A 24,760-nucleotide genomic window follows, 5' to 3' on the forward strand; every position below is an offset into this window, starting at 1 on the left:
CGATAGCCGGACGCCCCGGTCCGCCTCGTGTGACAGGGAGTTAACCCGGCCGGGCCTCCCGTAACCGCCCGGCAATCCCGCACGGCGCCGAGCTGTCACGCGCGGCTCCTACCTTCCGTCTGCGTACCGGTCCCGCCGGTATACCGCCGACTGACGGACGAACGGGAAGCCGCCGATGACCGAGACCGCTCTGCCCACCGCAGGCCCGGAGACGCCCGGGCAGCCCAGTGACCGCCCCCCGAAGCGCAGTTACGCACGCCTGGCCGCCGACGAGTCCCGCGAGGACTTCTCGCTGCGCTACGCCCCGCACGCGTACCGCCGCTGGTCGCCGACGATGGTCGCCTCGACCGCGCTGGGCGGCATCGCCTACCTCGCGGACTTCGCGATCGGCGCCTCGATCGTGTTCACCTACGGGTTCACCAGCGGCCTGGCCTCGATCCTGTGCGCGGCGACGATCATCTTCCTGACGGGTATACCGATCGCGCGGGCCTGTGCGAAGTACGGCCTGGACATGGACCTGATCACGCGGGGCGCCGGCTTCGGCTACTTCGGGTCGACGCTGACCTCGCTGATCTACGCCTCGTTCACGTTCATCTTCTTCGCGCTCGAGGGCTCGATCATGGCGCAGGCCATGCACGAGGTGACCGGACTGCCGTTGCCCGTGGGCTACTTGCTGACGACGCTGATCGTGATCCCGATCGTGTTCCGGGGGATGGGCGCGCTGGCGAAGGTGCAGGCGTGGACGCAGCCGGTGTGGCTGATCGGGCTGGTGCTGCCGTTCGTGGTGCTGGCCTTCGAGTCGCCGGGCTCGTTCTCGGCGTTCACGCACTTCGGCGGGACCGAGGGCGCGGGCAGCGGCTTCGACTGGCTGGGCTTCGGGCTCGGCACCGGGGTCGCGCTGTCGCTGATCGCGCAGATCGGGGAGCAGGCGGACTATCTGCGCTTCATGCCGGCGAAGACGGAGGCCAACAGGAAGCGATGGAATCTGGCCGTTCTCGCGGCGGGCCCGGGCTGGGTCGTGATCGGCGCGGCGAAGCAGCTCGGCGGCGCGCTGCTCGCGTTCGTGGCACTGGAGGCGGTCGGGCGGACGCACGCGCTGGAGCCGATCGCGCCGCAGGTCGAGGCGCTGAAGCCGTGGCTGGGTTCGGTGGCGCTGCCGGTCGCGGCCCTGTTCGTCGTCGTGTCGCAGATCAAGATCAACGTGACGAACGCGTACAGCGGCTCCCTGTCGTGGTCGAACTTCTTCTCCCGGGTGACGCACCGGCACCCGGGCCGGGTCTGGTACATCTTCCTGAACCTCGCCATCGCGCTGACGCTGATGGAGATGAACATGTTCGCGGCGCTGAACAAGCTGCTGGGCTTCTACTCGAACGTGGGCATCGCGTGGATCGCGGCGGTCGCGGCGGACCTCGTCATCAACAAGCGCGCGGGCTGGAGCCCGAAGTACATCGAGTTCAAGCGGGCCTACCTGTACGCGGTGAACCCGGCCGGGTTCGGCTCGATGGTGATCGCGTCGACGGTGTCGATCCTGGCGTTCTTCGGACTGTTCGGGGAGTACCCGCAGGCGTTCTCCACGTTCATCGCGGCGGGCCTCGCGCTGGTGCTGTGCCCGCTGATCGCGTGGGCCACGAAGGGGCGCTACTACCTGGCCCGGCCGAACCCGGTGAACGGCCCGGACGCGGTGGTCGAGGACGTGACGGCGACGCACGTGTGCGGAGTGTGCGAGACGGCGTACGAGCTGCCGGACATCGCGGACTGCCCGGTGCAGGCCGGTCCGATCTGCTCGCTGTGCTGCTCCCTGGACGCCACCTGCGGCGACGTGTGCACGAAGGCGCCGACGGGAGAGCCGGTGCTGCTGCCGGTGCCGACGGTGCGCGCGGGCTGAGCGGGACGGCCGGCCGGCAGCGGGCCGGCTGAGGGGTGGGGGGCGCGTTCAGACGAACGCGCCCCCCACCGTTGTGCCGTGTCTTGGCCGGTCGGTGGCTTGCCGCGTATCTCTTTGTGCCATTCCGTATCCGCTCCGTAAAGGTCAGGCGTACGCTCGGGCATATGCGGAATGCGGTTTCCTCGGGATGCTCATCGGGATGCTTAGGGGGCGGGGCGCGATGCGAGCCGGAGTCGGAGAGCGGAGGGGCGCGATGAGTGACGGCACGACCACGCTGCCGTGGCAGGTCATCCGCCAGGACGACAACGGCAACCGCTACCGCGTCGGCCGGTACGCCACCAGGGCGGAAGCCGAGAGCATCGCCGACAGCCTCGACGAGCGCGGGCACAAGCAGCTGTACTGGGTGGAGCTCCTGGGCCAGAGCGGCTCGGGGTCGACCGGCACGGTGAACTGACCGGGCCGAGGCGCCCGTAGGCTCCACCCCATGACGGACATTCCCGTGGTGGTGGTCGCCGCCGCCCTGTACGACTCCGCGGGCCGGCTGCTCGCCGCGCGACGGAGTGCGCCCCCCGAGCTGGCCGGCCGCTGGGAGCTTCCCGGGGGCAAGGTGGAGCCGGGCGAGCCCCCGGAGCGCGCGCTCGTGCGTGAGCTGCGCGAGGAGCTCGGGGTGGCGGCGGAGCCGGTCGCGCGGGTGCCCGGGGAGTGGCCGCTGAAGCCGGGGTACGTCCTGCGGGTGTGGCGCACCCGGCTGCTGTCCGGCGAGCCGGAGCCGCTGGAGGACCACGACGCCCTGCGCTGGCTGGAGCCGGACGAGGTGTGGTCGGTGGACTGGCTGGACCAGGACGTGCCCGCGGTGGCGGCGGCCCTGAAGGAAGCCCTGGTGGAGACCCCCGGGGCGGCGGACCCCGGGGCGGACGCGGTGCGCGAGCGGTGACGACGCGATAGCATCCGGCACAGTTCGGGTATATCCGTGTTGTCTGGGTTATCCGGAGTCGTCCGGGATCATCCGGTGTCGTTCGGAGATGTTCGCAGTTGTTTTGAGTTCTCCTGACTTCTTCGTGTTTCTCCTGACTTCTTCGAGTTTCTTCGGGTTTCTTCGGATGGTCTGGGTATGCCCGCTGCAGTCGGGCGGGATTCGTCGCGGGGCAGGGAAGTGGTCTGGGTGCTCCACACCGAAGGCGACCGTGCCGAGTGGGCTTTCCCCGCCGATCCGTCGGCCGTGCGCAAAGCCCGCTGGGCGGTCCGTACCCAGCTCGCGGACTGGGGCCTGGACGACCTCGAGGACGTCACGGCACTGCTGGTCAGCGAGCTGGTCACCAACTCCCTGCGGTACGCCTCCGGCCCCATCGGGGTCAGCCTGATCCGCCCCGCCGGCGACGGCGAGACCCTCCTGGTGGAGATCTCCGACCCGCTGCCCGACCCGCCCCGCGCCCGCACCGCCGCCCCCGACGACGAGGGCGGCCGCGGCCTGCAGCTGGTGGCCGGGGTGGCCCGGCGCTGGGGCACCAAGCCCGGCGGCACCGAGGACGCGGGCAAGACGGTCTGGTTCGAACTGACTCTCCCGGGTTGAGCAGCTCCTGATCGGTCAGGAGAGGGATGCGGGTGGCCGGTGCGTGGCATCGTGTGTGGGCGCACCCGGACCCTGGGTACGGAAAGAGTCGGTCCCGACGGGCCAAAAAGCGTCGGGAGCATGGTGTGATCGTGAACACCGTGTTGCGCGGCTCCGTAGTGCTGGATACTGCGGGCAGCCGCCCCGGTGACCGATGCCGGACGCGGTGAGCTGGAGGGGACGGTTCGCGTGAGCGAGATACCAGCGAAGGCCGGAGCGTCCGAGGCTTCCTCGGGCGCGGCCTCGGCGCGGCATGCCGGATCGGCCCCGCGCGGCGGCAGCGGGCCGGAGCCCGGCCGCGCCGGGCAGCCCGCGCAGGCCGATGTCTGGCAGTCGAGCCCGCCCGGATCGATCTACGACTACATAAAGGTCGCCTCCTTCTCCATCGGACCCGACGGACTGATCGACCAGTGGAGCCGGCGCGCCGCGCAGATCCTGGGCGTCGCCGCGGAGGACGCCGTCGGCAAGGACCCCATCGAGGCGTTCGTCCCCGCCGACCTGCGCGAGCGCGGCCACCGCAAGATGGCCGAGATCCTGGACGGCCGGGAGTGGACCGGCGTCGTCCCCTTCCGTGCGCCGGGCGGCGACGCGGACGAGAGCGCGGCCGACGCCGAGGCCCGTACCGGACTCGCCGAGGTCTACGTCATGCCCACGCTCACCGAGTCCGGCGAGCGCGCCGCGGTCTGCATCGTCGTCGACGTACGGACCCTGCGGCGCATCGAGACCGACCTCGCCGCCTCGCAGGCCATATTCGGCCAATCTCCCTTCGGCTTCCTGCTGTTCGGCACCGACCTCAAGGTCCAGCGGGCCAACCGCACCTTCACCGCGGTCTTCGGCGGTCACGTCGACGACCACCGCGGGCGCACCGTCCACGACTACCTGCCCCGGCACGAGGCGGAGCGGGTGCAGGGCGCGCTGCGCCGGGTCCTGGAGAGCGGCGAGGCCGTCACCGACATGCAGCTCGTGGGGACCGCGCCGGACTCCCTCGAGCGCCGCCACTGGTCGGTCAACCTCTACCGCGTGCACAGCGGTTCGGGCCGGCCCATCGGGATCGCCGGGCTCGTCACGGACGTCACACGCCGGCACGCCGCAGCCCGCGAGGCCGCCCACGCCCGCCGCAACCTGGCGCTCCTGAACGAGGCGGGCGCCCGCATCGGGAACTCGCTGGACCTGGAGACCACCGCCCGCGAGCTGCTCGACATCGTCGTCCCCGGCTTCTGCGACCTGGCCTCCGTCGACCTGTACCAGGGCCTGCTCGCGGGCGACGAGGCGCCGCCCGGGCTCGCCGACGGCAGCGCCGAGCTGCGCCGGGTCGCCGCCGCGAGCGCCGTCGCCGACATCCCGTTCCTCGACCTCGGCAGCGAGGCCCCGGTCAACGTGGGCGCGGTACACCGCTTCGCGTTCAACTCGGCCTGTGCGGACGCCCTGCGCACCGCACGCCCCCAGCTGCTGCCCGCCGAGCCGGGCGGCCTCGTACGCTCCACGCTCGCGGTGCCGATGGTCGCGCACGACACCGTCGTCGGCCTCGTCCAGTTCTCCCGCACCAAGGGCAGCGAGCCCTTCGGCGAGCGGGACCGGGCGGTCGCCACGGAGCTGGCCGCGCGCGCCGCGGTCTGTATCGACAACGCCCGCCTGTACCGCCGCGAGCACGAGCGCGCCCTGATACTGCAGCGCTCCCTGCTGCCGCCGGACAACCCGGAGGCCTCGGGCCTGGACATCGCCTGCCGCTACCTGCCGGGCAACGCGGCGACGGAGGTCGGCGGCGACTGGTTCGACGTCATCGAACTCCCGGGCCACCGCACCGCGCTGGTCATCGGCGACGTCATGGGCCGCGGCCTGCGCGCCGCCGTCGCCATGGGCGAACTCCGTACGGCGGTCCGCACGCTGGCCCTGCTCGACCTCGAACCGGCCGAGGTGCTCAGCGCCCTGGACGAGATCGCGCGCGGCCTCGGCACCCCCGGCGGCGTCCAGCAGGCGACCAGAGCGGCCCGCAGAACCGGCGCCCCGGAGCGCGGCGACCTCTCCGAGGTGTACCTCGCCACCTGCGTCTACGCGGTCTACGACTCCGTCACCCGGCGCTGCACCTTCGCCAACGCGGGCCACCTCCCGCCGGTCCTCGTCGAGCCCGGCGAGGGCGCCCTGATGCTGGACGTGCCGCCGGGCATGCCGCTCGGGGTCGGCGGCGAACCGTTCGAGGAGGTGGAGGTCGAGCTGCCCGAGGGGGCGCTGCTCGCGCTCTACACGGACGGGCTCGTCGAGTCCCGGGACCATCCGCTGGACGAGGGCCTCTCCTCGTTCCGCGCGGCGCTCGACGCGCCGCCCAGGTCCGGGACCGGGGCCGCCCGCACGCACTCCGAGGAGCTGGAGGACATCTGCGACCACGTCCTCGGCAGCCTCGACACGCACCACGGCGAGGACGACATCGCGCTCCTCATGGCCCGCGTCCAGGGCCTGCCGGAGGAGAACGTGGGCGACTGGACGCTGCCGCGCGAGCCGAAATCGGTGGGCCGGGCCCGCGAGTACACGCGGGAGCGGCTGACCGACTGGGGTCTCGAAGCGCTCGTCGACACGACGGAACTGCTGGTCAGCGAGCTGGTCACCAACGCACTGCGGTACGGCGAGGGCGAGATCAGGCTGCGGCTGCTGCTCGACCACACGCTCGTGTGCGAGGTGTGGGACGCGGGCCTGGTGCAGCCGCGCCGGCGCCGCGCCCGGGACACGGACGAGGGCGGGCGCGGGCTGCAGCTCGTGGGCCTGCTCAGCGCGGCCTGGGGCTCGCGCCGCACCCCGCGCGGCAAGACCGTCTGGTTCGAACTGGCGCTGCCCGACGGCGACTCGGGGCTCGTGGACCCGACGGAGGCCCTGCTCAGCCTGTTCTGACTCTGACTCTGACCCTGACGCGCGGGGCGCGTCAGGTGGTCTTGAGGGCGGCGAGCCGGGCCTCGATCTCGGCCGCGTCGCCGAGCGCGTCGAGTTCCTCGAACTGGGCGTCGAGCGAGGACGCGGCGAGTTCCTGCTTGCCCAGCGCCCGCGCCTCCTCGCGGCGCACCTTGTCCTCGAAGCGGCTCAGTTCACTGGTCGGGTCGAGGATGTCGATGTTCTGCGCCGCGTCCAGCATCTGGTTCTGGGCCTGCGCGGTCTTGGCGCGGGCCACCAACTCGTCGCGCTTCGCCTGGAGTTCGGTCAGCTTGGCCTTCATTCTTTCGAGGCCGCTCTTCAGCTTGCCGACGACCTCGCTCTGCGTGGCGATCGACGGCTCGGCGTCCCGGGCCTCCTTCTCCGACCGCAGCTGACGGCCCAGCGCGACCTTGGCCAGGTCGTCGAAGCGGTCGGCCTCCGCCGCGCTCCCGGCGGCCCGCAGCTCGTCGGCCTTCCGGCTGGCGGCCAGCGCCTTGCCGCCCCACTCGGCGGCCGCGGCCACGTCCTCCGCGTGGTCCTGCTCCGCGAGGCGCAGCTGGCCGATCGTGGTCGACACGGCGTCCTCGGCCTCACGGATGTTGTTCGTGTAGTCGCGGATCAGCTGGTCGAGCATCTTCTGCGGGTCCTCGGCGCCGTCGAGGAGCGCGTTGATGTTGGCCTTGGCGAGCTGGGTGACCCGGCCGAGGATGGTCTGCTTGGTCATCTGGGATCCCTTGGTGCGTAGCCGTCAGTGGTGGTGCGGAGCCGTCGGTCGTGGTGCGTCGTCGGTCGTGGTGCGCTGGTCAGAACCGGCCGCCCGTGCCGCGCCGGCCCCGGGTGCCGCCGCCCCCGTAGCTGCCGGGACCGCCCCCGCCGAAGGCGCCGCCGGATCCGCCTCCGCCGCCGCCCCGCAGGACCTGGCCGAGGATGATCCCGCCGAGCACGGCGCCGCCCGTGCCGGTGCCGCCGCGCCCGCCGCCCCCGTACGGATTCCCGTACGCGCGCACGTCCCGCTCGGCGAGGGAACGGGCCTGGCGGGCCAGGGCGTCGGCCTGCTGGGCCTCGGCGAGCGCGCCGGCGGGGTCGGTGGACTCGGCGGCCCCCGCGTTCGCGAGCCGGCGCTCGGCCTCGGCGAGCCGCGTGCGGGCCTCGCTGCCGATCGCGCCGCGGTGCGTGGTGAGGAAGTCGGCGGCGGCGCCGGTGCTGCTGCGCGCGGTCAGCAGGGCCTGACCGAGCAGGGTGCGGGCGCGTTCGGCGCCGGCCTCGCGGGCGCGGGCGGCGGCGAGCGACCGGTCGAGCGCGGAGTCGGCCTCCTCGACGCGGCGCAGGGCGCCGATCGGGTCGTGGGGACCGGCCGCTTGTTCCTTGCGGACGCCGGCGACGACGGACTCGGCGCGGGCGACGCGGCCGCGCAGGTCGGCGGTGGGGACGCCCTGGGCGGTGCCGTCGAGGAGGCCGCGGGCGTCGGCGAGGTCGGCCTCGGCGTCGGTGAGCGCGGCGGGCAGCTTCTCGTCGGCCTCGGCGAGTTCGCGGGCGAGCCGCTCGACGGCCGTGACGAAGGTGCCGGCCTGGTCGACGGCGCCCTCGGCGGCGCGCAGATGGACGGCGCCCTTGCCGGTGTCGCCCTGGTCCACGTACTGGCGGGCCTCGCCGAGCTGGGCGGTGGCGAACACCAGCCGGTCCTTGGCCTGCTCGACATGGCCGGCGACGGGCAGCAGGGCGGAGGGCGCGTACCGGGTGCCGAGCGTGCGCAGGGTCTCCTGGGCGTCGGAGGTACGGGCGGTCAGTTCGCGGAAGGCCCGCTCGGCGCCGGCCAGGGCCTCGGGCGCGGACTTCTCCAGGGCGCGCAGCCGGTCGAACCCCTCCGCCTCGGCGTCGAGCCGCCGGTCCGCCTCGGTGCAGCGGGCGATGATCTCGTCGAGCATCCGCCGCCTGGTGGCGTCGTCCTCGGGGAAGGCGTCGTCGAGCTGCTGGCGGAGCCTGAACGCGGCGGTGAGCTCGCTCTGCGCGGCGGCGAGCGCCTCCGCGTAGGCGGTGACGGCCTCCTCGCCGAACTGGGCGGTGGCGAAGCCGAGTTCCTCGGTGCTGGTGCGGATCGCGTCGTCGGTCTCGACGAGCAGATGCCGGGCCTGCCGGTCGAGCTCGGGCAGCGAGGTGGTGGCCGGCTTCCCCCAGCCGCCCGCTACCGCGCCGCCGGCGGGCGTGGTGCGGGTGTTCATCCGCTTCTTGCGCCGGGTGTACGTGTACGCGGCGAGCGCGCCCGCCGCGCCGACCGCGATGAGGGGGAGCGCGAGGTCGCCGGTGCCGGTCCCGCCGTCGCCCCCGCCGCCGGGGTCGGCGGCGCCCGGGGTGAGGGTCGGGGTGGGCACGGGCTGTCCCGCGACGACGGCGCCGATACCGTTCGCCGCGCCGATCGCGGCACCCGCCCAGTCGTTCTCGCGCAGCGCGGGTTCGACGGCGGTCCGGGCGATGTCCTGGAGCCGGGTGTCGGTGAGCCGCGCGTCCCGGTCCACGGAGAAGGCGTACCGCCGGTCGTGGGTGGCGACGGCGAGGAGCACGTCGTCGAGGCCGAGGCCGTTCTTCTCGGCGGTCGCGTTCGCCCAGTCCTGTGCGGTGCGGCCGGAGAAGTCGCGCACGTAGGTGACGAAGAGCTGGATGCCGCGGGTGTCGTCGAGCGTGGTCAGCGCCCGGGCCGTGACGTCGTCGCGGTCGCCGAGGGCGTCCACCTTGTCGGTGACCTGGCCGGTGCGGGAGAGGGCGACCGGGTCGTCGGCGCGGGCGGGGGCCGCGGGCAGCAGCAGCCAGGGGAGGGCGAGGAGCGCGGCCGCGGCCGTCCGCACGGCTGTGGCGGCAATGGGCGAGGTCACCTTTCGGAGGTTATGTCCGGGTGCGGGGCGTCGCGACCGGGGGGATGCTGAGGATGCCGGGGTGGAAAGTGGGGCGGAAGCCGCGGGCGGAAACGCGGGACGGGCGTCGCGGGCGGAAATTGAGGGCGGGAACGCCTTTGCATGACCATGCATCGTGATGCATACTCTTCCTATGTCCAAGGTCCTCACCTCCCTCCCGGCCGGCGAGCGCGTCGGCATCGCCTTCTCGGGCGGCCTCGACACGTCGGTCGCCGTCGCGTGGATGCGCGACAAGGGCGCCATCCCGTGCACGTACACCGCCGACATCGGCCAGTACGACGAGCCCGACATCGCCTCGGTGCCCGGCCGCGCCAAGAACTACGGCGCGGAGGTCGCGCGCCTGGTCGACTGCCGGGCGGCGCTGGTCGAGGAGGGGCTCGCCGCGCTCACCTGCGGCGCGTTCCACATCCGCTCCGGCGGCCGCGCGTACTTCAACACGACGCCGCTCGGCCGTGCCGTCACCGGCACGCTGCTGGTCCGCGCGATGCTCGAGGACAACGTCCAGATCTGGGGCGACGGCTCCACGTTCAAGGGCAACGACATCGAGCGGTTCTACCGCTACGGCCTGCTGGCCAACCCGAACCTGCGGATCTACAAGCCGTGGCTCGACGCCGACTTCGTGACGGAGCTCGGCGGCCGCAAGGAGATGTCCGAGTGGCTGGTCGCCCACGACCTGCCGTACCGGGACTCCACGGAGAAGGCGTACTCGACGGACGCCAACATCTGGGGCGCCACGCACGAGGCGAAGACCCTGGAGCACCTGAACACGGGCGTGGAGACGGTCCAGCCCATCATGGGCGTCCGCTTCTGGGACCCCGAGGTGGAGATCGCGACCGAGGACGTCGTGATCGGCTTCGAGCAGGGCCGCCCCGTGTCGATCAACGGCAAGGAGTTCGCCTCCCCCGTCGACCTGGTGATGGAGGCCAACGCGATCGGCGGCCGCCACGGCCTCGGCATGTCCGACCAGATCGAGAACCGGATCATCGAGGCCAAGAGCCGGGGCATCTACGAGGCCCCCGGCATGGCCCTCCTGTTCATCGCGTACGAGCGCCTGGTGAACGCGATCCACAACGAGGACACCCTCGCCCAGTACCACGCCGAGGGCCGCCGCCTCGGCCGGCTGATGTACGAGGGCCGCTGGCTGGACCCGCAGGCCCTGATGATCCGCGAGTCGCTCCAGCGCTGGGTCGGCGCCGCCGTCACCGGCGAGGTCACCCTGCGGCTGCGCCGCGGCGAGGACTACTCGATCCTCGACACGACCGGCCCCGCGTTCAGCTACCACCCGGACAAGCTCTCCATGGAGCGCACCGAGGACTCGGCGTTCGGCCCGGTCGACCGCATCGGCCAGCTCACGATGCGGAACCTGGACATCGCCGACTCCCGCGCCAAGCTGGAGCAGTACGCGGGCCTCGGCCTGATCGGCTCGGGCACCGCCGTCTCGGGCGCCGCCCAGGCCGCCGTCACGGAGCTCATCGGCACGATGCCCGAGGGCGGCGCCGAGGCCATCGCCTCCCGCGGCGAGGTCTCCGCCGAGGACGAGGTCCTGGACCGCGCCGCGATGGAGTCCGGCACGGACTGATCCGCCGCAGTACGCGCGAAAGGGGCGCCCCCAGCCGGGGGCGCCCCTTTCGTCATGCCTACGGGGTGCTGCCCGCCGCCACCGCGCGCACCAGCTCCGCCGCCGCGCCGAGCCGGAGCTTCTCCTCGCCGGTCAGCGTCGGGTTCGCCGTGCGGCGGGCGCGGGCCTCGTCCAGGACGGGACCGGTCGTGCCCGGCGCGGGATCCGCGAGCAGCGCGGAGAGGACCACCCGCAGCGCCGGAGCCGCGTCCGACCAGTCGGGGTGCAGGCACACCTCGGCGAGCACGATCGCCGACATCGCCCAGTCCAGGGCCGGATCGCCCAGCTCCGTGGTGCCCCAGTCGATGACGACGGGCCCGTCGGCGGTGCGGATCACGTTCTCCGGGTGCAGATCGAGATGCAGCACCCGGCCACCGGCCCGGGCGGGCACGGCATGCAGCCGGCGCAGCAGCGCGGCGAGTTCGGCCCCCGCGTCGGCCGGCGCCAGCTCGCCGCGGAACAGCAGCGCGGCCTGCGTAGGACCGTCGAGCCGCTCCATGACCAGATCGCCGGGCCCGAGCCCCGCGTCGGACCGGATCAGCGGCGCGGGAAAGCCGTGGCCGCGCACATAGCCCATGACCTCGGCCTCGGGCCGGGCGTCGAGCCCGTCCCGGTAGCGCCGCAGCACCCAGCCGGGATCGAGTGCGTAGACATCGGCGGTCCGGCCCCGCCCGAGCAGCACCAGTTCTCGTTCGCGCTGATCTTCCAACCGTCCCCCTACGACGAAGCCCCTGCGACGAAGCCCCTGCGACGAGGCCTCTACGAAGAAGGCCTCCGCCGGATCTTGTTGCCCAGCCAGACCACCGGATCGTACTTGCGGTCCGCGGCGCGCTCCTTCAGGGGGATCAGGGCGTTGTCGGTGATCTTGATGCCCTCGGGGCAGACCTCGGTGCAGCATTTGGTGATGTTGCAGTAGCCGAGGCCGTGCTCGTCCTGGGCGGTGCTCTTGCGGTCGAGGCCGCTCGCCTCGGCGGCGTCCAGCGGATGCATGTCGAGTTCGGCGACCCGCATCAGGAAGCGGGGACCGGCGAACGCCGGCTTGTTCTCCTCGTGGTCGCGCACCACATGGCAGGTGTCCTGGCACAGGAAGCACTCGATGCACTTGCGGAACTCCTGCGAGCGGTCCACGTCCTCCTGCGCCATCCGGTACTCGCCCGGCGCCAGCTCCGCGGGCGGCACGAACGCCGGGACCTGCCGCGCCTTCGTGTAGTTGAAGCCGACGTCCGTCACCAGATCCCGTACGACGGGGAAGGCGCGCAGCGGCGTCACGGTGACGGTCTCCTCGCGGGTGAAGGCCGACATGCGGGTCATGCACAGGAGACGGGGCCGCCCGTTGACCTCCGCCGAGCACGAGCCGCACTTGCCGGCCTTGCAGTTCCAGCGGACCGCGAGGTCGGGGGCCTGGGTGGCCTGCAGCCGGTGCACGATGTCGAGGACGACCTCGCCCTCGTGCACCTCGACCTCGAAGTCCCGCAGGTCCCCGCCGTCCTGGTCCCCGCGCCACACGCGGAAGTGCGCCCGGTACGCGTCACTCACTTCAGCAGCTCCTCTTCGGCCAGGTACTTCACCAGCTCCTCCTTCTCGAAGAGGGCGAGCAGGTCGGGGCGGACGGGCGGGGTCTCCTCGCGGGCCAGCGCGATCCGGCCGGATCCGGGATCCGCCGGGTCGCGCAGCCGGCACAGCAGGTTCAGCCGCCGCCAGTCACGGTTCATGCCGGGGTGGTCCTCGCGGGTGTGCCCGCCGCGCGACTCGGTGCGCTCCAGGGCGGCGCGGGCGATGCACTCGCTGACCAGCAGCATGTTCCGCAGGTCGAGCGCGAGGTGCCAGCCCGGGTTGAACTGCCGGTGCCCCTCGACCCCGGCCCGCCGGGCCCGCACCCGCAGCTCGCCGAGCTTGCGCAGCGCCTGCTCCATCTCGCCCTCCCGGCGGATGATGCCGACCAGGTCGTTCATCGTCTGCTGGAGTTCCTGGTGGAGGGTGTACGGGTTCTCGGGGACGGCGCCGTCCGCCGCGGGCTCGGCGGAGAAGGGGCGCAGCGCCTCGGCGGCCGCGGCGTCGATCCCGGCGTCGTCCACGGAGGGCCGCTCGGCGCGGCCGATGCCCTGTGCGTGCTCGGCGGCGTGCAGTCCGGCGCGCCGCCCGAAGACCAGCAGGTCGGACAGCGAGTTGCCGCCGAGCCGGTTGGAGCCGTGCATGCCGCCCGCGACCTCGCCGGCCGCGAAGAGGCCGGGCACGCCGCGCGCCGCCGCCGTGTCCGAGTCGACGGCGATGCCGCCCATCACGTAGTGGCAGGTCGGCCCGACCTCCATCGCCTCCGCGGTGATGTCGACGTCCGCCAGCTCCTTGAACTGGTGGTACATCGACGGCAGCCGGCGCCGGATCACCTCGGCGGGCATCCGCGTCGACACGTCCAGGAAGACGCCGCCGTGCGGGGAACCGCGGCCCGCCTTCACCTCGGAGTTGATCGCGCGGGCCACCTCGTCGCGGGGGAGCAGCTCGGGCGGGCGCCGGTTGTGGTCGGGGTCCTCGTACCAGCGGTCGCCCTCGGCCTCCGACTCCGCGTACTTCTCCTTGAAGACGTCGGGGATGTAGTCGAACATGAACCGCTTGCCCTCGGAGTTCCTGAGCACCCCGCCGTCGCCGCGCACGGACTCGGTGACGAGGATGCCCTTGACCGAGGGCGGCCAGACCATGCCCGTCGGATGGAACTGCACGAACTCCATGTTGAGCAGGGGAGCCCCGGCGAGCAGCGCCAGCGCGTGGCCGTCGCCCGTGTACTCCCACGAGTTCGACGTCACCTTGAACGACTTGCCGATGCCGCCCGTGGCCAGGACCACGCTCGGCGCCTCGATGACGAAGAAGCGCCCGGTCTCGCGCTCGTAGCAGAAGACGCCGCAGACCCGGCCCGCGTCGTCGGTCAGGACGCGGGTGACGGTGCACTCCTGGAAGACCTTGAGCCGGGACTCGTAGTCGCCGGTCTCCTTGTGGTCCTCCTGCTGGAGCTGGACGGTCTTCTGCTGGAGCGTGCGGATCAGCTCGAGGCCCGTACGGTCACCGACGTGCGCGAGGCGCGGGTACTCGTGCCCGCCGAAGTTGCGCTGGGATATCCGGCCGTCCTTCGTGCGGTCGAAGAGCGCGCCCCAGGTCTCCAGCTCCCACACCCGGTCGGGGGCCTCCTTGGCGTGCAGCTCGGCCATCCGCCACTGGTTGAGGAACTTGCCGCCGCGCATCGTGTCCCGGAAGTGGACCTGCCAGCCGTCGCCGGAGTTCACATTGCCCATCGCGGCCGCGATGCCGCCCTCGGCCATTACGGTGTGCGCCTTGCCGAACAGGGACTTGCAGATCACCGCCGTACGGGCGCCCCGCTCGCGGGCCTCGATCGCGGCCCGCAGCCCGGCGCCGCCGGCCCCGATCACGACGACGTCCCACTGCTGCCGCTCCACTACAGACATTCGGCCAGACCTCACCATCAGAAGAAGCGCGGATCGTCGAAGGCGCCGGAGGCGACCAGGTACACGTAGAGGTCGGCGAGCGCGACGCTCACCAGCGAGGCCCAGGCGAGCAGCATGTGGCGGGCGTTGAGCTTCCCGACCCAGCCCCACAGGCGGTAGCGCACCGGGTGCTTGGAGAAGTGCTTGAGGCGGCCGCCGACGATGTGCCGGCAGGAGTGGCAGGACAGGGTGTACGCCCAGATCAGCGTGATGTTCAGCAGGAACACCAGGGTGCCGAGGCCCATGTGGCCCCACGCGTAGTGCTCGTCGCGGAAGGACAGCACGGTGTCGTAGCTGAGGATGCAGGCGACGAGGACGGCCGCGTAGAAGAAGTAGCGGTGGATGTTCTGCAGGATCAGCGGGAAGCGGGTCTCGCCGCTGTACTTCTTGTGCGGTTCGGCGACAGCGCAGGCGGGCGGTGACGCCCAGAAGCCGCGGTAGTACGCCTTGCGGTAGTAGTAGCAGGTCAACCGGAAACCCAGCGGGAAGATCAGGATCAGCAGGGCGGGGGACAGGCCCCACCAGCCCCCTAACAGTTCCCAGTTGGGGCCGTGCCGCATCGGGGCGCAGTTGTCGGCCAGACACGGCGAGTAGAACGGCGAGACGTACGGGGCCGCGTAGTAGTCGGCGTTCGCGAAGGCCCGCCAGGTCGAGTAGACGACGAACGCGAGGAGTCCGCCCGCGGTCGCGGCGGGGGCCAGCCACCAGCGGTCCGTGCGCAGATGACGGGCGGTGATCGCGGCCCGGGTCCGGCTCCGGACGCCGGTGCCGCTTTCTGTGCCGGTGGCCAAGGAAGCCTCCGCAGGTGGGGTGGGTTCAGGGAGCGTGCCGGTCCCGTGCGCCGAGCCCTTCGTCGTCGGAGTCGGTCCACAGGGAGTTGTCGTACGGGGTGTCGGGGATCGGTACGACGTTCTTCGGTACGGGCTTCGGTACGGGCTGGATCGCGGGCTGCTCCACGGAGGGCGTCGCGGTGGCGCGCAGGAGGGCCACGCTTTCGCGCAGGTGCTCGGCGTCGGCGCGGACCCTGCGCAGATCAGGGCCCTTCGCCTCCGGCGGGAGCTGGTTGACGGCTCGGGTCAGTTCGTCCACGCAGCGCTGAACGACCGTCAGATCGTCGGTCAGGGACATGGTGTGCCTCGCTTCCGCGGGTTGCGGCGGAGATGCGTGTGCGGGTGCGAGTGTCGCGCGTCACATTGCGCTTTGGGAAGGGGGCGGTTCGGTTTCGACGGCGGCTGCGGCCCGGTGGGGCTTCTCGCGCAGTTCCCCGCGCCCCTGACGAGGCTGCGCCTCATCGGGGAAATGCGACGCGAAGCGTCTGCATTTCAGGGGCGCGGGGAACTGCGCGACCAGCCCCCACCCACCCGCAGCCGACAACGGCCGAATTGGGCCGCACGAGTGGGAAACGGGCCGGAGGCCGTCGTGTCGCCGACAGGCGAAGGGGCCGCCCCGTTTCCCTGGAGCAATAGATGTGATCAGCGACATATACCGCCAAACGTGATCACCAGGCCCGCTCCGGAGGTAGACGCCGAGATGCACCGAACCCCTAGGCGCCCAGGCGCAGCCGCCCGATCGGCCGCGTTCCTCGTGAGCGGTGCCCTCGCCGTGACCGCCCTCGCGGGGTGCGGCTCCGACGACGAGGCGAGCAAGCCCGCCGCCGGACCGGACATCGCCCCGGCCGCCCGCGAGCAGATCAAGGACGGCGGCACCCTGCGCTGGGCGATCGACGCCCTGCCGCAGACCCTGAACACCTTCCAGGCGGACGCCGACGCGAGCACCGCCCGGATCACCGGCGCCGTGCTGCCGTCGATGTTCCGCATCGACGCCCAGGGCCGCCCCGCCCGCGACGCCGACTACCTGGAGAAGGCGGAGGTCATCAAGACCGAGCCGAAGCAGGTCGTGCTGTACAAGCTGAACCAGCAGGCCGTCTGGAGCGACGGCCGCGAGATCGGCGCCCCCGACTTCGCCGCCCAGTGGCGCGCCCTGTCCGGCAAGGACTCCGCGTACTGGACGGCCCACAACGCCGGCTACGACCGCATCGAGAAGATCGAGCGCGGCGCGAACGACCTCGAGGTGCGGGTCACCTTCGCCAAGCCGTACGCGGACTGGCGCGCCCTGTTCTCACCGCTGTACCCCAAGGACGTCATGGGGACGCCGGACAGCTTCAACGAGGGCGCCCGGCGGGGGCTCAAGGTCACGGCGGGCCCGTTCGCCCTCGACGAGATCGACCGCGACGCCGAGCAGGCCACCCTCAAGCGGAACCCGCGCTGGTGGGGCGAGCAGCCCAAGCTCGACAAACTGGTCCTCGCCGCGGTGCCCCGCGCCGAGCGCCCCGCCGCGCTCGCCGCCGGAAAGCTCGACCTGGCCGATGTCGACCCGGGCGGCGCCGACCGCATCGCGTTCGCGGCCCGCGACAAGGGTGCCTCGGGCCCGCTGGCCCACGGCCCCGGCGCCGCGCTGACCCCGGCGCAGGCGACCCGTTCGTGGGCGATCGCGCACGGCGCGGACGACGACGAGGCGGCCGAGGAGGAGACCACGGCCCGCGCGAAGACGCGCAAGGCGGTCAGGAAGTACACCGCCGAGCAGGCGGAGCTGCACGGTTTCAAGCTCCGCAAGTCCCTGGAGCCCGCGTACACGCAGCTCGCCCTCAACGGTTCCTCGGGGCCGCTCGCCGACGAGCGGGTCCGGCGCGCCGTGGCCCGCGCCATCGACCGCAGCAAGCTCGCCGAGTCCGTCCTCAAGCCGCTCGGCCTGCCGGCCGGCACGGTCGACAACCACCTGGCCCTCGCCGGCCAGGACGCGTACGCCGACAACAGCGACGCGCTGGGCAAGCAGGACACGGCCGAGGCGCGGGCGCTGCTCGCCGAGGCGGGCTGGGTGCCCGGCGGCGCGGTCGACGAGGAGAAGAAGGACCACCCGAAGGCGGCCGGCAGCCGCGCCGACGACTCCTCCAAGGACTCCAAGGACTCCAAGGACTCCAAGGACTCGAAGGACGACAAGAAGGCGGGCAAGGAGAGCGGGGAGTCGGAGGACACCGGCGACGGTACGTACATCGTCGGCGAGGACGACCAGAAGTCCGGCGACGACGGGAAGCCGGGCGACACCGCAGCCGCGGCCTCCACCCCCTTGCTGGGCGCCGCCGCCGACACCTCCGCCCAGTACGTCGCCCTCCTCCACCAGGCCGACGCGGCGAAGCTGCGCGTGGCCGACCGGGAGAAGAACAAGCACTCCGACGGGCTGAAGAACGACGCCAAGCGGTACGACGCCCAGCAGGGCGGCGCCCCCGGCGCCTACGCCCCCAAGGGCACGGCCGCCCCCGCCCGCGCCGCCGCGGGCCCGCTCGCCAAGGACGGCAAGCCGCTGACCCTGCGCTTCGTGGTCCCCGCGGGCGCCGGCTCGGAGCAGCTGCGCTCGGTCGCGGACCGGATCACGCAGATGCTGGAGAAGATCGGCGTGCGCACCGACATCACGAAGGTCGCCGACGAGAGCTACTTCAAGGACCACATCGCGTCCGGCCAGTACGACCTCGCCCTGTACTCGTGGCCCGCCTCGGCCTACCCGGCCACCGACGCCCGCCCGATCTACGCCAAGCCCGTCCCGGCCGCCGACGGTTCGCTGACCGTCGAGCAGAACTACACGCGGGTCGGCACCGACCACATCGACCAGCTCTTCGACCAGGCCATCGGCGAGCTCGACCAGGACGAGGAGCGCTCGCTGGTCAAGCAGGCGGACGCCCGGATCTGGGCCGCCGCGGGATCGATTCCGCTCTACCAGCGCCCCGAGCTGGTGGCCGCCCGCAAGGACCTGGTCAACGCCGGAGCCTTCGGCTTCCAGGAGCCGGACTACGAGAACATCGGCTACCTCAAGCCCGGCGTGAAGCGCACCGCGCCCGCCCCGAAGGACCGCTGAACAGATTCTCAGATCAGATCCAGCTCAAGTCTCTTGCCCGCCGGACCACCCGGCGGGCAAGCTTGTTCACACCCATTGACCTGCGGATTCCCCCCACCTCGGGGCTCACCCCCACCTGCGCCCCCACCTGCGCGAAGAGCCCCGAAGAGCCTCAACCCGTCAAGCCCCGTACCATGGGGTGAGGCCGTGGCGTGTCCAGCCCGGCAGGGCGCGCGTATCACTGATGTACGCGCAGCCGTCCACTCACTCCGGGAGTACGCCGCAATATGGCCACGCGCCACGACATCCGTAACGTCGCCATCGTCGCCCACGTCGACCACGGCAAGACGACCATCGTCGACGCCATGCTCAAGCAGGCCGGCTCGTTCGCCGCGCACGCCGCCGAGTCGCTCGACGATCGCATGATGGACTCGAACGACCTGGAGCGTGAGAAGGGCATCACGATCCTCGCCAAGAACACGGCGGTCAAGTACCACCCGAAGGATGGCGGCGACGTCATCACGATCAACATCATCGACACCCCGGGCCACGCCGACTTCGGTGGCGAGGTCGAGCGCGGTCTGTCGATGGTCGACGCGGTGGTCCTGCTCGTGGACGCGTCCGAGGGCCCGCTCCCGCAGACCCGCTTCGTGCTGCGCAAGGCGCTGCAGCAGCGGCTGCCCGTCATCCTGTGCATCAACAAGACGGACCGTCCGGACTCCCGGATCGACGAGGTCGTCAACGAGACGTACGACCTCTTCCTCGACCTGGACGCCGACGAGGACCAGATCGAGTTCCCGATCGTCTACGCGTGCGGCCGTGACGGCATCGCGTCGCTGACCAAGCCGGAGAACGGCACGGTCCCGGCGGACTCCACCAACCTGGAGCCGTTCTTCTCGACGATCCTGGAGCACGTCCCGGCCCCCTCGTACGAGGAGTCGGCCCCGCTGCAGGCCCACGTCACCAACCTCGACGCCGACAACTTCCTCGGCCGTATCGCGCTGCTCCGTGTCGAGCAGGGCGAGCTGCGCAAGGGCCAGACCGTGGCCTGGATGAAGCGCGACGGTTCGGTCTCGAACGTCCGCATCACCGAGCTGATGATGACCGAGGCGCTCACCCGCAAGCCCGCGGAGGTCGCCGGCCCCGGTGACATCTGCGCGGTCGCCGGCATCCCCGAGATCATGATCGGTGAGACCCTCGCCGACCCGGAGAACCCGGTCGCGCTGCCGCTCATCACGGTGGACGAGCCGGCCATCTCCATGGTCATCGGTACCAACACCTCGCCGCTCGTCGGCCGTGGCGGCACCGGCAAGGGCGCCACCGCCAAGGCCGCGGTCAAGGACCGCAAGGTCACCGCGCGCCAGGTCAAGGACCGCCTCGACCGCGAGCTGATCGGTAACGTGTCGCTGCGCGTCCTCGACACCGAGCGTCCCGACGCCTGGGAGGTCCAGGGCCGTGGTGAGCTCGCGCTCGCCATCCTGGTCGAGCAGATGCGCCGCGAGGGCTTCGAGCTGACCATCGGCAAGCCGCAGGTCGTCACCCGCGAGGTCGACGGCAAGACGCACGAGCCCGTCGAGCGCCTGACCGTCGACGTCCCCGAGGAGCACATGGGCGCGGTCACGCAGCTCATGGGCGTCCGCAAGGGCCGCATGGACAACATGTCGAACCACGGCTCCGGCTGGGTCCGCATGGAGTTCGTGGTGCCGTCGCGTGGCCTCATCGGCTTCCGTACCGAGTTCCTGACGAACACCCGCGGTACGGGTATCGCCCACTCCATCCACGAGGGCCACGAGCCGTGGTTCGGCACCCTGACGACCCGTAACAACGGTTCGCTGGTCGCCGACCGCGCCGGTGCCGTCACCGCGTTCGCGATGACGAACCTCCAGGAGCGCGGCGTGCTGTTCACCGACCCCGGCACCGAGGTGTACGAGGGCATGATCGTCGGCGAGAACTCGCGCGCCGACGACATGGACGTGAACATCACGAAGGAGAAGAAGCTCACCAACATGCGCTCCTCCTCCGCCGACTCCTTCGAGGCGATCGTCCCGCCGCGCAAGCTGTCGCTCGAGCAGTCCCTGGAGTTCTGCCGTGACGACGAGTGCGTCGAGGTGACCCCGGAGGCCGTCCGCATCCGCAAGGTCGTCCTGGACCAGAAGGAGCGCGGCCGCACGGCCTCGCGCGCCAAGCACGGCTGACACCAGGCCAGTTGACGGCTGAAGGGCCCGGCACCCCCACGGGGTGCCGGGCCCTTCGCGTGTCCGTGGCCGGCCGTGTGCGGGTTTGCCGCTCCTTGGGGTACTGGCCGGTGTACTCGGGAGTCGGGGGCCGCTACGCTGCGAGAGCGTGGCGCGCGTAGACCCTTCGGGTCCGCCGACCGGGCCGCCGCCGGATTCCCGGCTGTGGGCGCACCTCATATCAAGGGTGAGCGCCGTGGTCCGCTCACGCAACTCGATTTCTCCCACATCCCGTCCGGTATCCGGACGCTGCTGACCGATAGATAGGTAACGTGCCCGTTTCGTGACCCTCTCGTCCGGATCGGTTTGTCCGGATTTTGGGAGAAGTACGCATCAGGTGTGATCGAACCGAGACCAAAACACTGTGGTCGGGAGCCCGTAGGTGGCTAATAGTTGACGCCGTAGAGCTCGGGTCAATGGGTCACGCGCAGTGGGGAGCGCCGACTCACGAGCACACTGGGGCGCTCGAAGCGCCGGGGCGGCAGGGGTGCCGAACCGGGGTGGATGCGCCCTCTCTCGCAGTGAACAAGTGGACTCATGAGGAGGAACCCCATGCGTGGTGCCAAGAGCGCCAAGTGGGTGGCGGGCGCGGCGATCATCGCTCTGGCCGCGACCGCGTGCGGAGGCGGCAACAGCGACAGCGGCAAGGACGACAAGGCCGCCGTCGACCCGAACGGCACGTTCTCCGTCGAGGTGGGTGAGCCGCAGAACCCCCTGCAGCCCGCCAACACCATGGAGTCCAACGGCAGCATCGTTCTGTCCACGCTGTTCTCGCAGCTGGTGGACTACGACGCCAAGGGCAACATCACCATGGTGAACGCCCAGTCGGTCGACACCACGGACAACAAGACCTTCACGGTCAAGCTGAAGCCGGGCTGGAAGTTCCACGACAACACCCCGGTCACCGCCGACTCGTACGTCAAGGCCTGGAACTGGGCCGCCAACCCGGCGAACAAGCAGACCAACAGCTTCTGGTTCTCGGACATCAAGGGCTACGACGACGTCGCGCCGGCCAAGGGCAAGGCGAAGACCGACAAGATGTCCGGTCTGAAGGTCGTCGACGAGAACACCTTCACCATCGAGCTCTCGAAGCCGATCCCGTACTTCGTGTACAAGCTGGGCTACGAGGTCTTCTCGCCGCTGCCCGAGTCCTTCTTCAAGGACCCGACGGCCGCCGGTCAGAAGCCGGTCGGCAACGGCCCGTACAAGTTCGTCTCCTGGCAGCACAAGAAGGAGATCAAGGTCACCCGCTTCGACGGGTACCAGGGCCCCAACAAGGCGAAGAACGGTGGTGTGACGTTCAAGAACTACACCAACCTCGAAACCGCCTACGAGGACCTGAAGTCGGGCAACGTCGACGTCCTGCGTCAGCTCGCCCCGAAGGACCTGCCGGTCTACAAGCAGGACCTGGGTGACCGCGCGGTCGACCAGTCCTACTCGGCGATCCAGACGCTGGCCGTGGCGTACTACACGAAGCAGTGGAAGGACATCGACCCCAAGGTCATCCAGGGTCTGTCCATGGCGATCGACCGTGACACCATCACGAAGACCGTGCTCCAGGGCACGCGTGAGCCGGCCACGGGCTGGGTCGCCAAGGGCGTCCTCGGCTACCAGCCGAACGCCGCGGGCGACGTCACCAAGTACGACCCGGCCAAGGCCAAGAAGCTCATCGAAGAGGGCGGCGGCGTCCCGGGCAACAAGATCTCCATCCAGTTCAACGCGGACGGTGGTCACAAGGAGTGGGTGGACGCCGTCTGTGGCTCCATCAAGAAGGCCGTCAACGTGACCTGCGTGGGCGACTCGAAGGCCGACTTCCAGGCGGACACCAACGCGCGTGACGCCAAGGAAGTCAAGTCGATGTACCGCTCCGGCTGGGTGCTCGACTACCCGTTCAACGCCAACTTCGTGCGTGACCTGTTCGGCACGAAGTCGGACGGTAACCAGGGTGGCTTCTCCAACAAGAAGGTCGACGAGATGATCGCCGACGCCGACAGCGCCAAGACGCTGGAGGAGTCGGAGAAGAAGTACCAGGACGTCGAGAAGCAGCTGGTCAACTACATGCCGACCATCCCGCTCTGGTACTACAAGGTCAACGCGGGCTACTCGGAGCGGGTCTCCGGCGTCAAGTACGCGCAGGACGGCGACCCGATCCTGGACGGCGTCCAGGTCCACAAGTAGTAACCGCTGACAGCGTTCGTGTCCGCTGCACCCCGGCCGCACCCGGGGGCAGCGGTACGTGCGGGCCGAAAAACTGGCCGGGGGGCCCTTTTCACTGTATGTACCGCGCTCGCTTTGGAGTGCGCGGACGTGCGTACGGCGAAAAGGGCCCCTTGCTGCGATTGACATGGAGGCATGATGGGGCGCTATGTCGCACGACGACTGCTCCAGATGATCCCGGTGTTCATCGGGACGACTCTGCTTATCTTTCTCATGGTGTACGCCCTGCCCGGCGACCCCGTCCGGGGTCTCTTCGGCGACAAGGCGAGCAGCCCGCAGATCATTGCGCAGCTGCGCCATGAGTACGGGCTCGACCAGCCCGTGCTGGTCCAGTACTGGCACTACATGCGGGACATGATCCTGCACTTCGACTTCGGCACGCAGATCGCCTCGGGGCGCCCGGTGACCGACGTCCTCGGCGACGCGTTCCCGGTGACCATCCGGCTGGCGTCCCTCGCCTTCGTGATCGAAGCGGTCCTGGGCATCCTGCTCGGCGTCATCGCCGGCATGCGCGCCGGCAAGCTCGTCGACACCGGCGTGCTGTTCCTGACGCTGCTGCTGATCTCGGTCCCCGTGTTCGTGCTCGGGTTCATCTTCAAGACGGTCTTCGCCTTCCAGCTGGGCTGGATGCAGCCGAACGTCAACAACGACCAGAACTACAGCGAGTTGCTGATGCCGGCCATCGTGCTGGCGGCCGCCTCGCTCGCGTACGTGGCCCGACTGACCCGTACGTCGGTCGCGGAGAACCTCCGCTCCGACTACATGCGCACCGCGGTGGCCAAGGGCCTGCCCAAGCAGCGCATCATCGGCGTCCACCTGCTGCGCAACTCGCTGATCCCGGTCGTCACCTTCCTCGGCACCGACCTCGGTGCCCTGATGGGCGGCGCCGTCGTGACCGAGGGTCTGTTCAACATCCACGGCGTCGGCGGCACGATCTACGAAGCCCTGTCGCGCCGGGAGGGAACCACGCTGGTCGGACTGGTGACCATCCTGGTTCTCGTCTACCTCGTCACCAGCCTGATCGTCGACCTGCTCTACGCGGTCCTGGACCCGAGGATTCGCTATGTCTGATCTGACCAAGTCCGCGGAAGCCCCCGCCGCAGCCGCCGCCGGCGGTCAACTGCCCGAGCCCACGGTCAAGGTGAAGGCCGAGAAGGCCCGCAGCCTGTGGAGCGACGCCTGGCGCGACCTCCGCTCCAACTGGATCTTCATCGTCTCGGCGCTGCTGATCCTGCTGCTCCTGGTGATCTCGGCCTTCCCCGGCCTGTTCACGGGCATCGACCCGACCGACCGCGACCTGGCCAACCACTACCTCGGCAAGCCCGAGCTGGGGAAGGTCTTCTCCGACGGCTGGCTCGGCTACGACGCCCAGGGCCAGAGCGTCTACTCGCGCATGATCCACGGCACCCGTGCCTCGGTCATGGTCGGCCTCGGCACCACACTCGTGGTCACCCTCTTCGGTGGTCTGATCGGCATGCTCGCCGGCTACTTCGGTGGCTGGATGGACGCGATCCTCTCCCGTCTCACCGACATGTTCATGGGCATCCCGTTCCTCCTGGGCGCGATGGTCATGCTCAACGCCTTCTCGGACCGCAGCATCCCCGTCGTCATCGCCGCCCTCGCCTTCCTCGGCTGGACGCAGACGGCGCGCGTCATGCGCGGCTCGGTCATCACGGTCAAGCAGGCGGACTACGTGCAGGCGGCCCGCGCCCTCGGCGCCGGGACCAACCGCATCCTGTTCAAGCACATCCTGCCGAACGCCATCGCGCCGGTGATCGTGGTCGCCACGATCTCGCTCGGTGTCTACATCGCCGCCGAGGCCACCCTGTCCTTCCTCGGACTCGGCCTCACCAGCGGTGTCTCGTGGGGTGCCGACATCTCCGCGGGCGGCAACTCGATCCGCGTGGCGCAGCACATCATCCTGTTCCCGTCGATCATGCTCAGCATCGCCGTCCTGTCGTTCATCATGCTCGGCGAAGCGGTGCGCAACGCCCTCGACCCGAAGATGCGCTGAGGG

At 70.8% G+C, this 24,760-nt stretch carries 18 protein-coding genes; 11 read left to right on the forward strand and 7 right to left on the reverse strand.

Going from position 1 to position 24,760, the window contains the following annotated elements; genetic code table 11:
- Window positions 1–175 precede the first annotated feature (175 nt).
- The 5 genes from ACIBTU_RS21440 (at window position 176) to ACIBTU_RS21460 (ending at window position 6,374) form a co-directional block, all read left to right on the forward strand.
- On the forward strand, window positions 176–1,885 hold the full coding sequence (locus tag ACIBTU_RS21440; protein WP_399127891.1) for a purine-cytosine permease family protein: 1,710 nt from the start codon (window positions 176–178) through the stop codon (window positions 1,883–1,885).
- A 253-nt stretch (window positions 1,886–2,138) separates the two neighbouring features.
- Window positions 2,139–2,339: an SPOR domain-containing protein gene (locus ACIBTU_RS21445; protein WP_399127893.1), complete on the forward strand. Its 201-nt coding sequence runs from the start codon at window positions 2,139–2,141 to the stop codon at window positions 2,337–2,339.
- Between the two features lie 30 nt (window positions 2,340–2,369).
- Entirely contained in the window at window positions 2,370–2,819 is a 450-nt protein-coding gene (locus ACIBTU_RS21450) for a (deoxy)nucleoside triphosphate pyrophosphohydrolase (protein ID WP_399127894.1), read from the forward strand.
- Between the two features lie 177 nt (window positions 2,820–2,996).
- Window positions 2,997–3,455: an ATP-binding protein gene (locus tag ACIBTU_RS21455; protein WP_399127895.1), complete on the forward strand. Its 459-nt coding sequence runs from the start codon at window positions 2,997–2,999 to the stop codon at window positions 3,453–3,455.
- A 228-nt stretch (window positions 3,456–3,683) separates the two neighbouring features.
- Window positions 3,684–6,374 carry a SpoIIE family protein phosphatase gene (locus tag ACIBTU_RS21460; RefSeq protein ID WP_399127896.1) on the forward strand — a complete coding sequence of 897 codons (2,691 nt, stop codon included), beginning with the start codon at window positions 3,684–3,686 and terminating at the stop codon, window positions 6,372–6,374.
- 31 nt (window positions 6,375–6,405) lie between these two features.
- Here the strand turns inward: ACIBTU_RS21460 and ACIBTU_RS21465 are convergent, their stop codons facing one another.
- Both ACIBTU_RS21465 and ACIBTU_RS21470 read right to left on the reverse strand, forming a co-directional pair.
- The gene (locus ACIBTU_RS21465) at window positions 6,406–7,116 is read right to left on the reverse strand and encodes a PspA/IM30 family protein (protein WP_399127897.1); all 711 of its coding nucleotides are present in this window, start codon (window positions 7,114–7,116) and stop codon (window positions 6,406–6,408) included.
- A 79-nt stretch (window positions 7,117–7,195) separates the two neighbouring features.
- A complete protein-coding gene (locus tag ACIBTU_RS21470; protein WP_399127898.1) occupies window positions 7,196–9,259 on the reverse strand; it encodes a TPM domain-containing protein in 2,064 nt (687 codons plus the stop codon).
- Between the two features lie 172 nt (window positions 9,260–9,431).
- On the opposite strand from ACIBTU_RS21470, the gene argG reads away from it, so the two are divergent.
- Window positions 9,432–10,877, forward strand: coding sequence for an argininosuccinate synthase (gene argG, locus ACIBTU_RS21475; RefSeq protein WP_399127899.1), 1,446 nt, complete (start codon window positions 9,432–9,434; stop codon window positions 10,875–10,877).
- 58 nt (window positions 10,878–10,935) lie between these two features.
- Here argG and ACIBTU_RS21480 read toward each other — a convergent pair whose 3' ends face one another.
- The 5 genes from ACIBTU_RS21480 to ACIBTU_RS21500 are packed head-to-tail and all read right to left on the reverse strand — an operon-like array spanning window position 10,936 to window position 15,535.
- On the reverse strand, window positions 10,936–11,625 hold the full coding sequence (locus ACIBTU_RS21480; protein ID WP_399127900.1) for a phosphotransferase: 690 nt from the start codon (window positions 11,623–11,625) through the stop codon (window positions 10,936–10,938).
- Between the two features lie 50 nt (window positions 11,626–11,675).
- Window positions 11,676–12,452 carry a succinate dehydrogenase/fumarate reductase iron-sulfur subunit gene (locus ACIBTU_RS21485; protein ID WP_399127901.1) on the reverse strand — a complete coding sequence of 259 codons (777 nt, stop codon included), beginning with the start codon at window positions 12,450–12,452 and terminating at the stop codon, window positions 11,676–11,678.
- Window positions 12,449–14,368, reverse strand: a complete 1,920-nt coding sequence (locus ACIBTU_RS21490) for a fumarate reductase/succinate dehydrogenase flavoprotein subunit (RefSeq protein ID WP_399127902.1) — start codon at window positions 14,366–14,368, stop codon at window positions 12,449–12,451. The genes ACIBTU_RS21485 and ACIBTU_RS21490 overlap by 4 nt, the downstream gene beginning before the upstream one ends.
- Before the next feature lie 17 nt (window positions 14,369–14,385).
- Window positions 14,386–15,198, reverse strand: a complete 813-nt coding sequence (locus ACIBTU_RS21495) for a hypothetical protein (RefSeq protein WP_399127903.1) — start codon at window positions 15,196–15,198, stop codon at window positions 14,386–14,388.
- Window positions 15,199–15,223: 25 nt separating this feature from the next.
- A complete protein-coding gene (locus ACIBTU_RS21500) occupies window positions 15,224–15,535 on the reverse strand; it encodes a hypothetical protein (protein ID WP_399127904.1) in 312 nt (103 codons plus the stop codon).
- A gap of 402 nt (window positions 15,536–15,937) precedes the next feature.
- Between ACIBTU_RS21500 and ACIBTU_RS21505 the strand changes: the two genes are divergently transcribed.
- The 5 genes from ACIBTU_RS21505 (at window position 15,938) to ACIBTU_RS21525 (ending at window position 24,757) form a co-directional block, all read left to right on the forward strand.
- Window positions 15,938–18,313 carry an ABC transporter family substrate-binding protein gene (locus ACIBTU_RS21505; RefSeq protein WP_399127905.1) on the forward strand — a complete coding sequence of 792 codons (2,376 nt, stop codon included), beginning with the start codon at window positions 15,938–15,940 and terminating at the stop codon, window positions 18,311–18,313.
- Between the two features lie 266 nt (window positions 18,314–18,579).
- The gene (gene typA / locus ACIBTU_RS21510; protein WP_399127906.1) at window positions 18,580–20,487 is read left to right on the forward strand and encodes a translational GTPase TypA; all 1,908 of its coding nucleotides are present in this window, start codon (window positions 18,580–18,582) and stop codon (window positions 20,485–20,487) included.
- Window positions 20,488–21,078: 591 nt separating this feature from the next.
- Entirely contained in the window at window positions 21,079–22,704 is a 1,626-nt protein-coding gene (locus tag ACIBTU_RS21515; protein ID WP_399127908.1) for an ABC transporter substrate-binding protein, read from the forward strand.
- Window positions 22,705–22,881: 177 nt separating this feature from the next.
- A complete protein-coding gene (locus ACIBTU_RS21520; RefSeq protein WP_399127909.1) occupies window positions 22,882–23,814 on the forward strand; it encodes an ABC transporter permease in 933 nt (310 codons plus the stop codon).
- Window positions 23,807–24,757: an ABC transporter permease gene (locus tag ACIBTU_RS21525; protein ID WP_399127910.1), complete on the forward strand. Its 951-nt coding sequence runs from the start codon at window positions 23,807–23,809 to the stop codon at window positions 24,755–24,757. Before ACIBTU_RS21520 ends, ACIBTU_RS21525 begins: the two co-directional genes overlap by 8 nt.
- Window positions 24,758–24,760 lie beyond the last annotated feature (3 nt).

The organism is Streptomyces sp. NPDC050145, from assembly GCF_044460245.1.
Classification (GTDB): domain Bacteria; phylum Actinomycetota; class Actinomycetes; order Streptomycetales; family Streptomycetaceae; genus Streptomyces.

Bases quoted from the DNA above. Each gene is read 5' to 3' on its own strand.
- ACIBTU_RS21440 (WP_399127891.1), top strand. From the start codon at position 176: ATGACCGAGACCGCTCTGCCCACCGCAGGCCCGGAGACGCCCGGGCAG.
- ACIBTU_RS21445 (WP_399127893.1), top strand. From the start codon at position 2,139: ATGAGTGACGGCACGACCACGCTGCCGTGGCAGGTCATCCGCCAGGAC.
- ACIBTU_RS21450 (WP_399127894.1), top strand. From the start codon at position 2,370: ATGACGGACATTCCCGTGGTGGTGGTCGCCGCCGCCCTGTACGACTCC.
- ACIBTU_RS21455 (WP_399127895.1), top strand. From the start codon at position 2,997: ATGCCCGCTGCAGTCGGGCGGGATTCGTCGCGGGGCAGGGAAGTGGTC.
- ACIBTU_RS21465 (WP_399127897.1), bottom strand. From the start codon at position 7,116: ATGACCAAGCAGACCATCCTCGGCCGGGTCACCCAGCTCGCCAAGGCC.
- argG (WP_399127899.1), top strand. From the start codon at position 9,432: ATGTCCAAGGTCCTCACCTCCCTCCCGGCCGGCGAGCGCGTCGGCATC.
- ACIBTU_RS21490 (WP_399127902.1), bottom strand. From the start codon at position 14,368: ATGTCTGTAGTGGAGCGGCAGCAGTGGGACGTCGTCGTGATCGGGGCC.
- ACIBTU_RS21500 (WP_399127904.1), bottom strand. From the start codon at position 15,535: ATGTCCCTGACCGACGATCTGACGGTCGTTCAGCGCTGCGTGGACGAA.
- ACIBTU_RS21505 (WP_399127905.1), top strand. From the start codon at position 15,938: ATGCACCGAACCCCTAGGCGCCCAGGCGCAGCCGCCCGATCGGCCGCG.
- typA (WP_399127906.1), top strand. From the start codon at position 18,580: ATGGCCACGCGCCACGACATCCGTAACGTCGCCATCGTCGCCCACGTC.
- ACIBTU_RS21515 (WP_399127908.1), top strand. From the start codon at position 21,079: ATGCGTGGTGCCAAGAGCGCCAAGTGGGTGGCGGGCGCGGCGATCATC.
- ACIBTU_RS21520 (WP_399127909.1), top strand. From the start codon at position 22,882: ATGGGGCGCTATGTCGCACGACGACTGCTCCAGATGATCCCGGTGTTC.
- ACIBTU_RS21525 (WP_399127910.1), top strand. From the start codon at position 23,807: ATGTCTGATCTGACCAAGTCCGCGGAAGCCCCCGCCGCAGCCGCCGCC.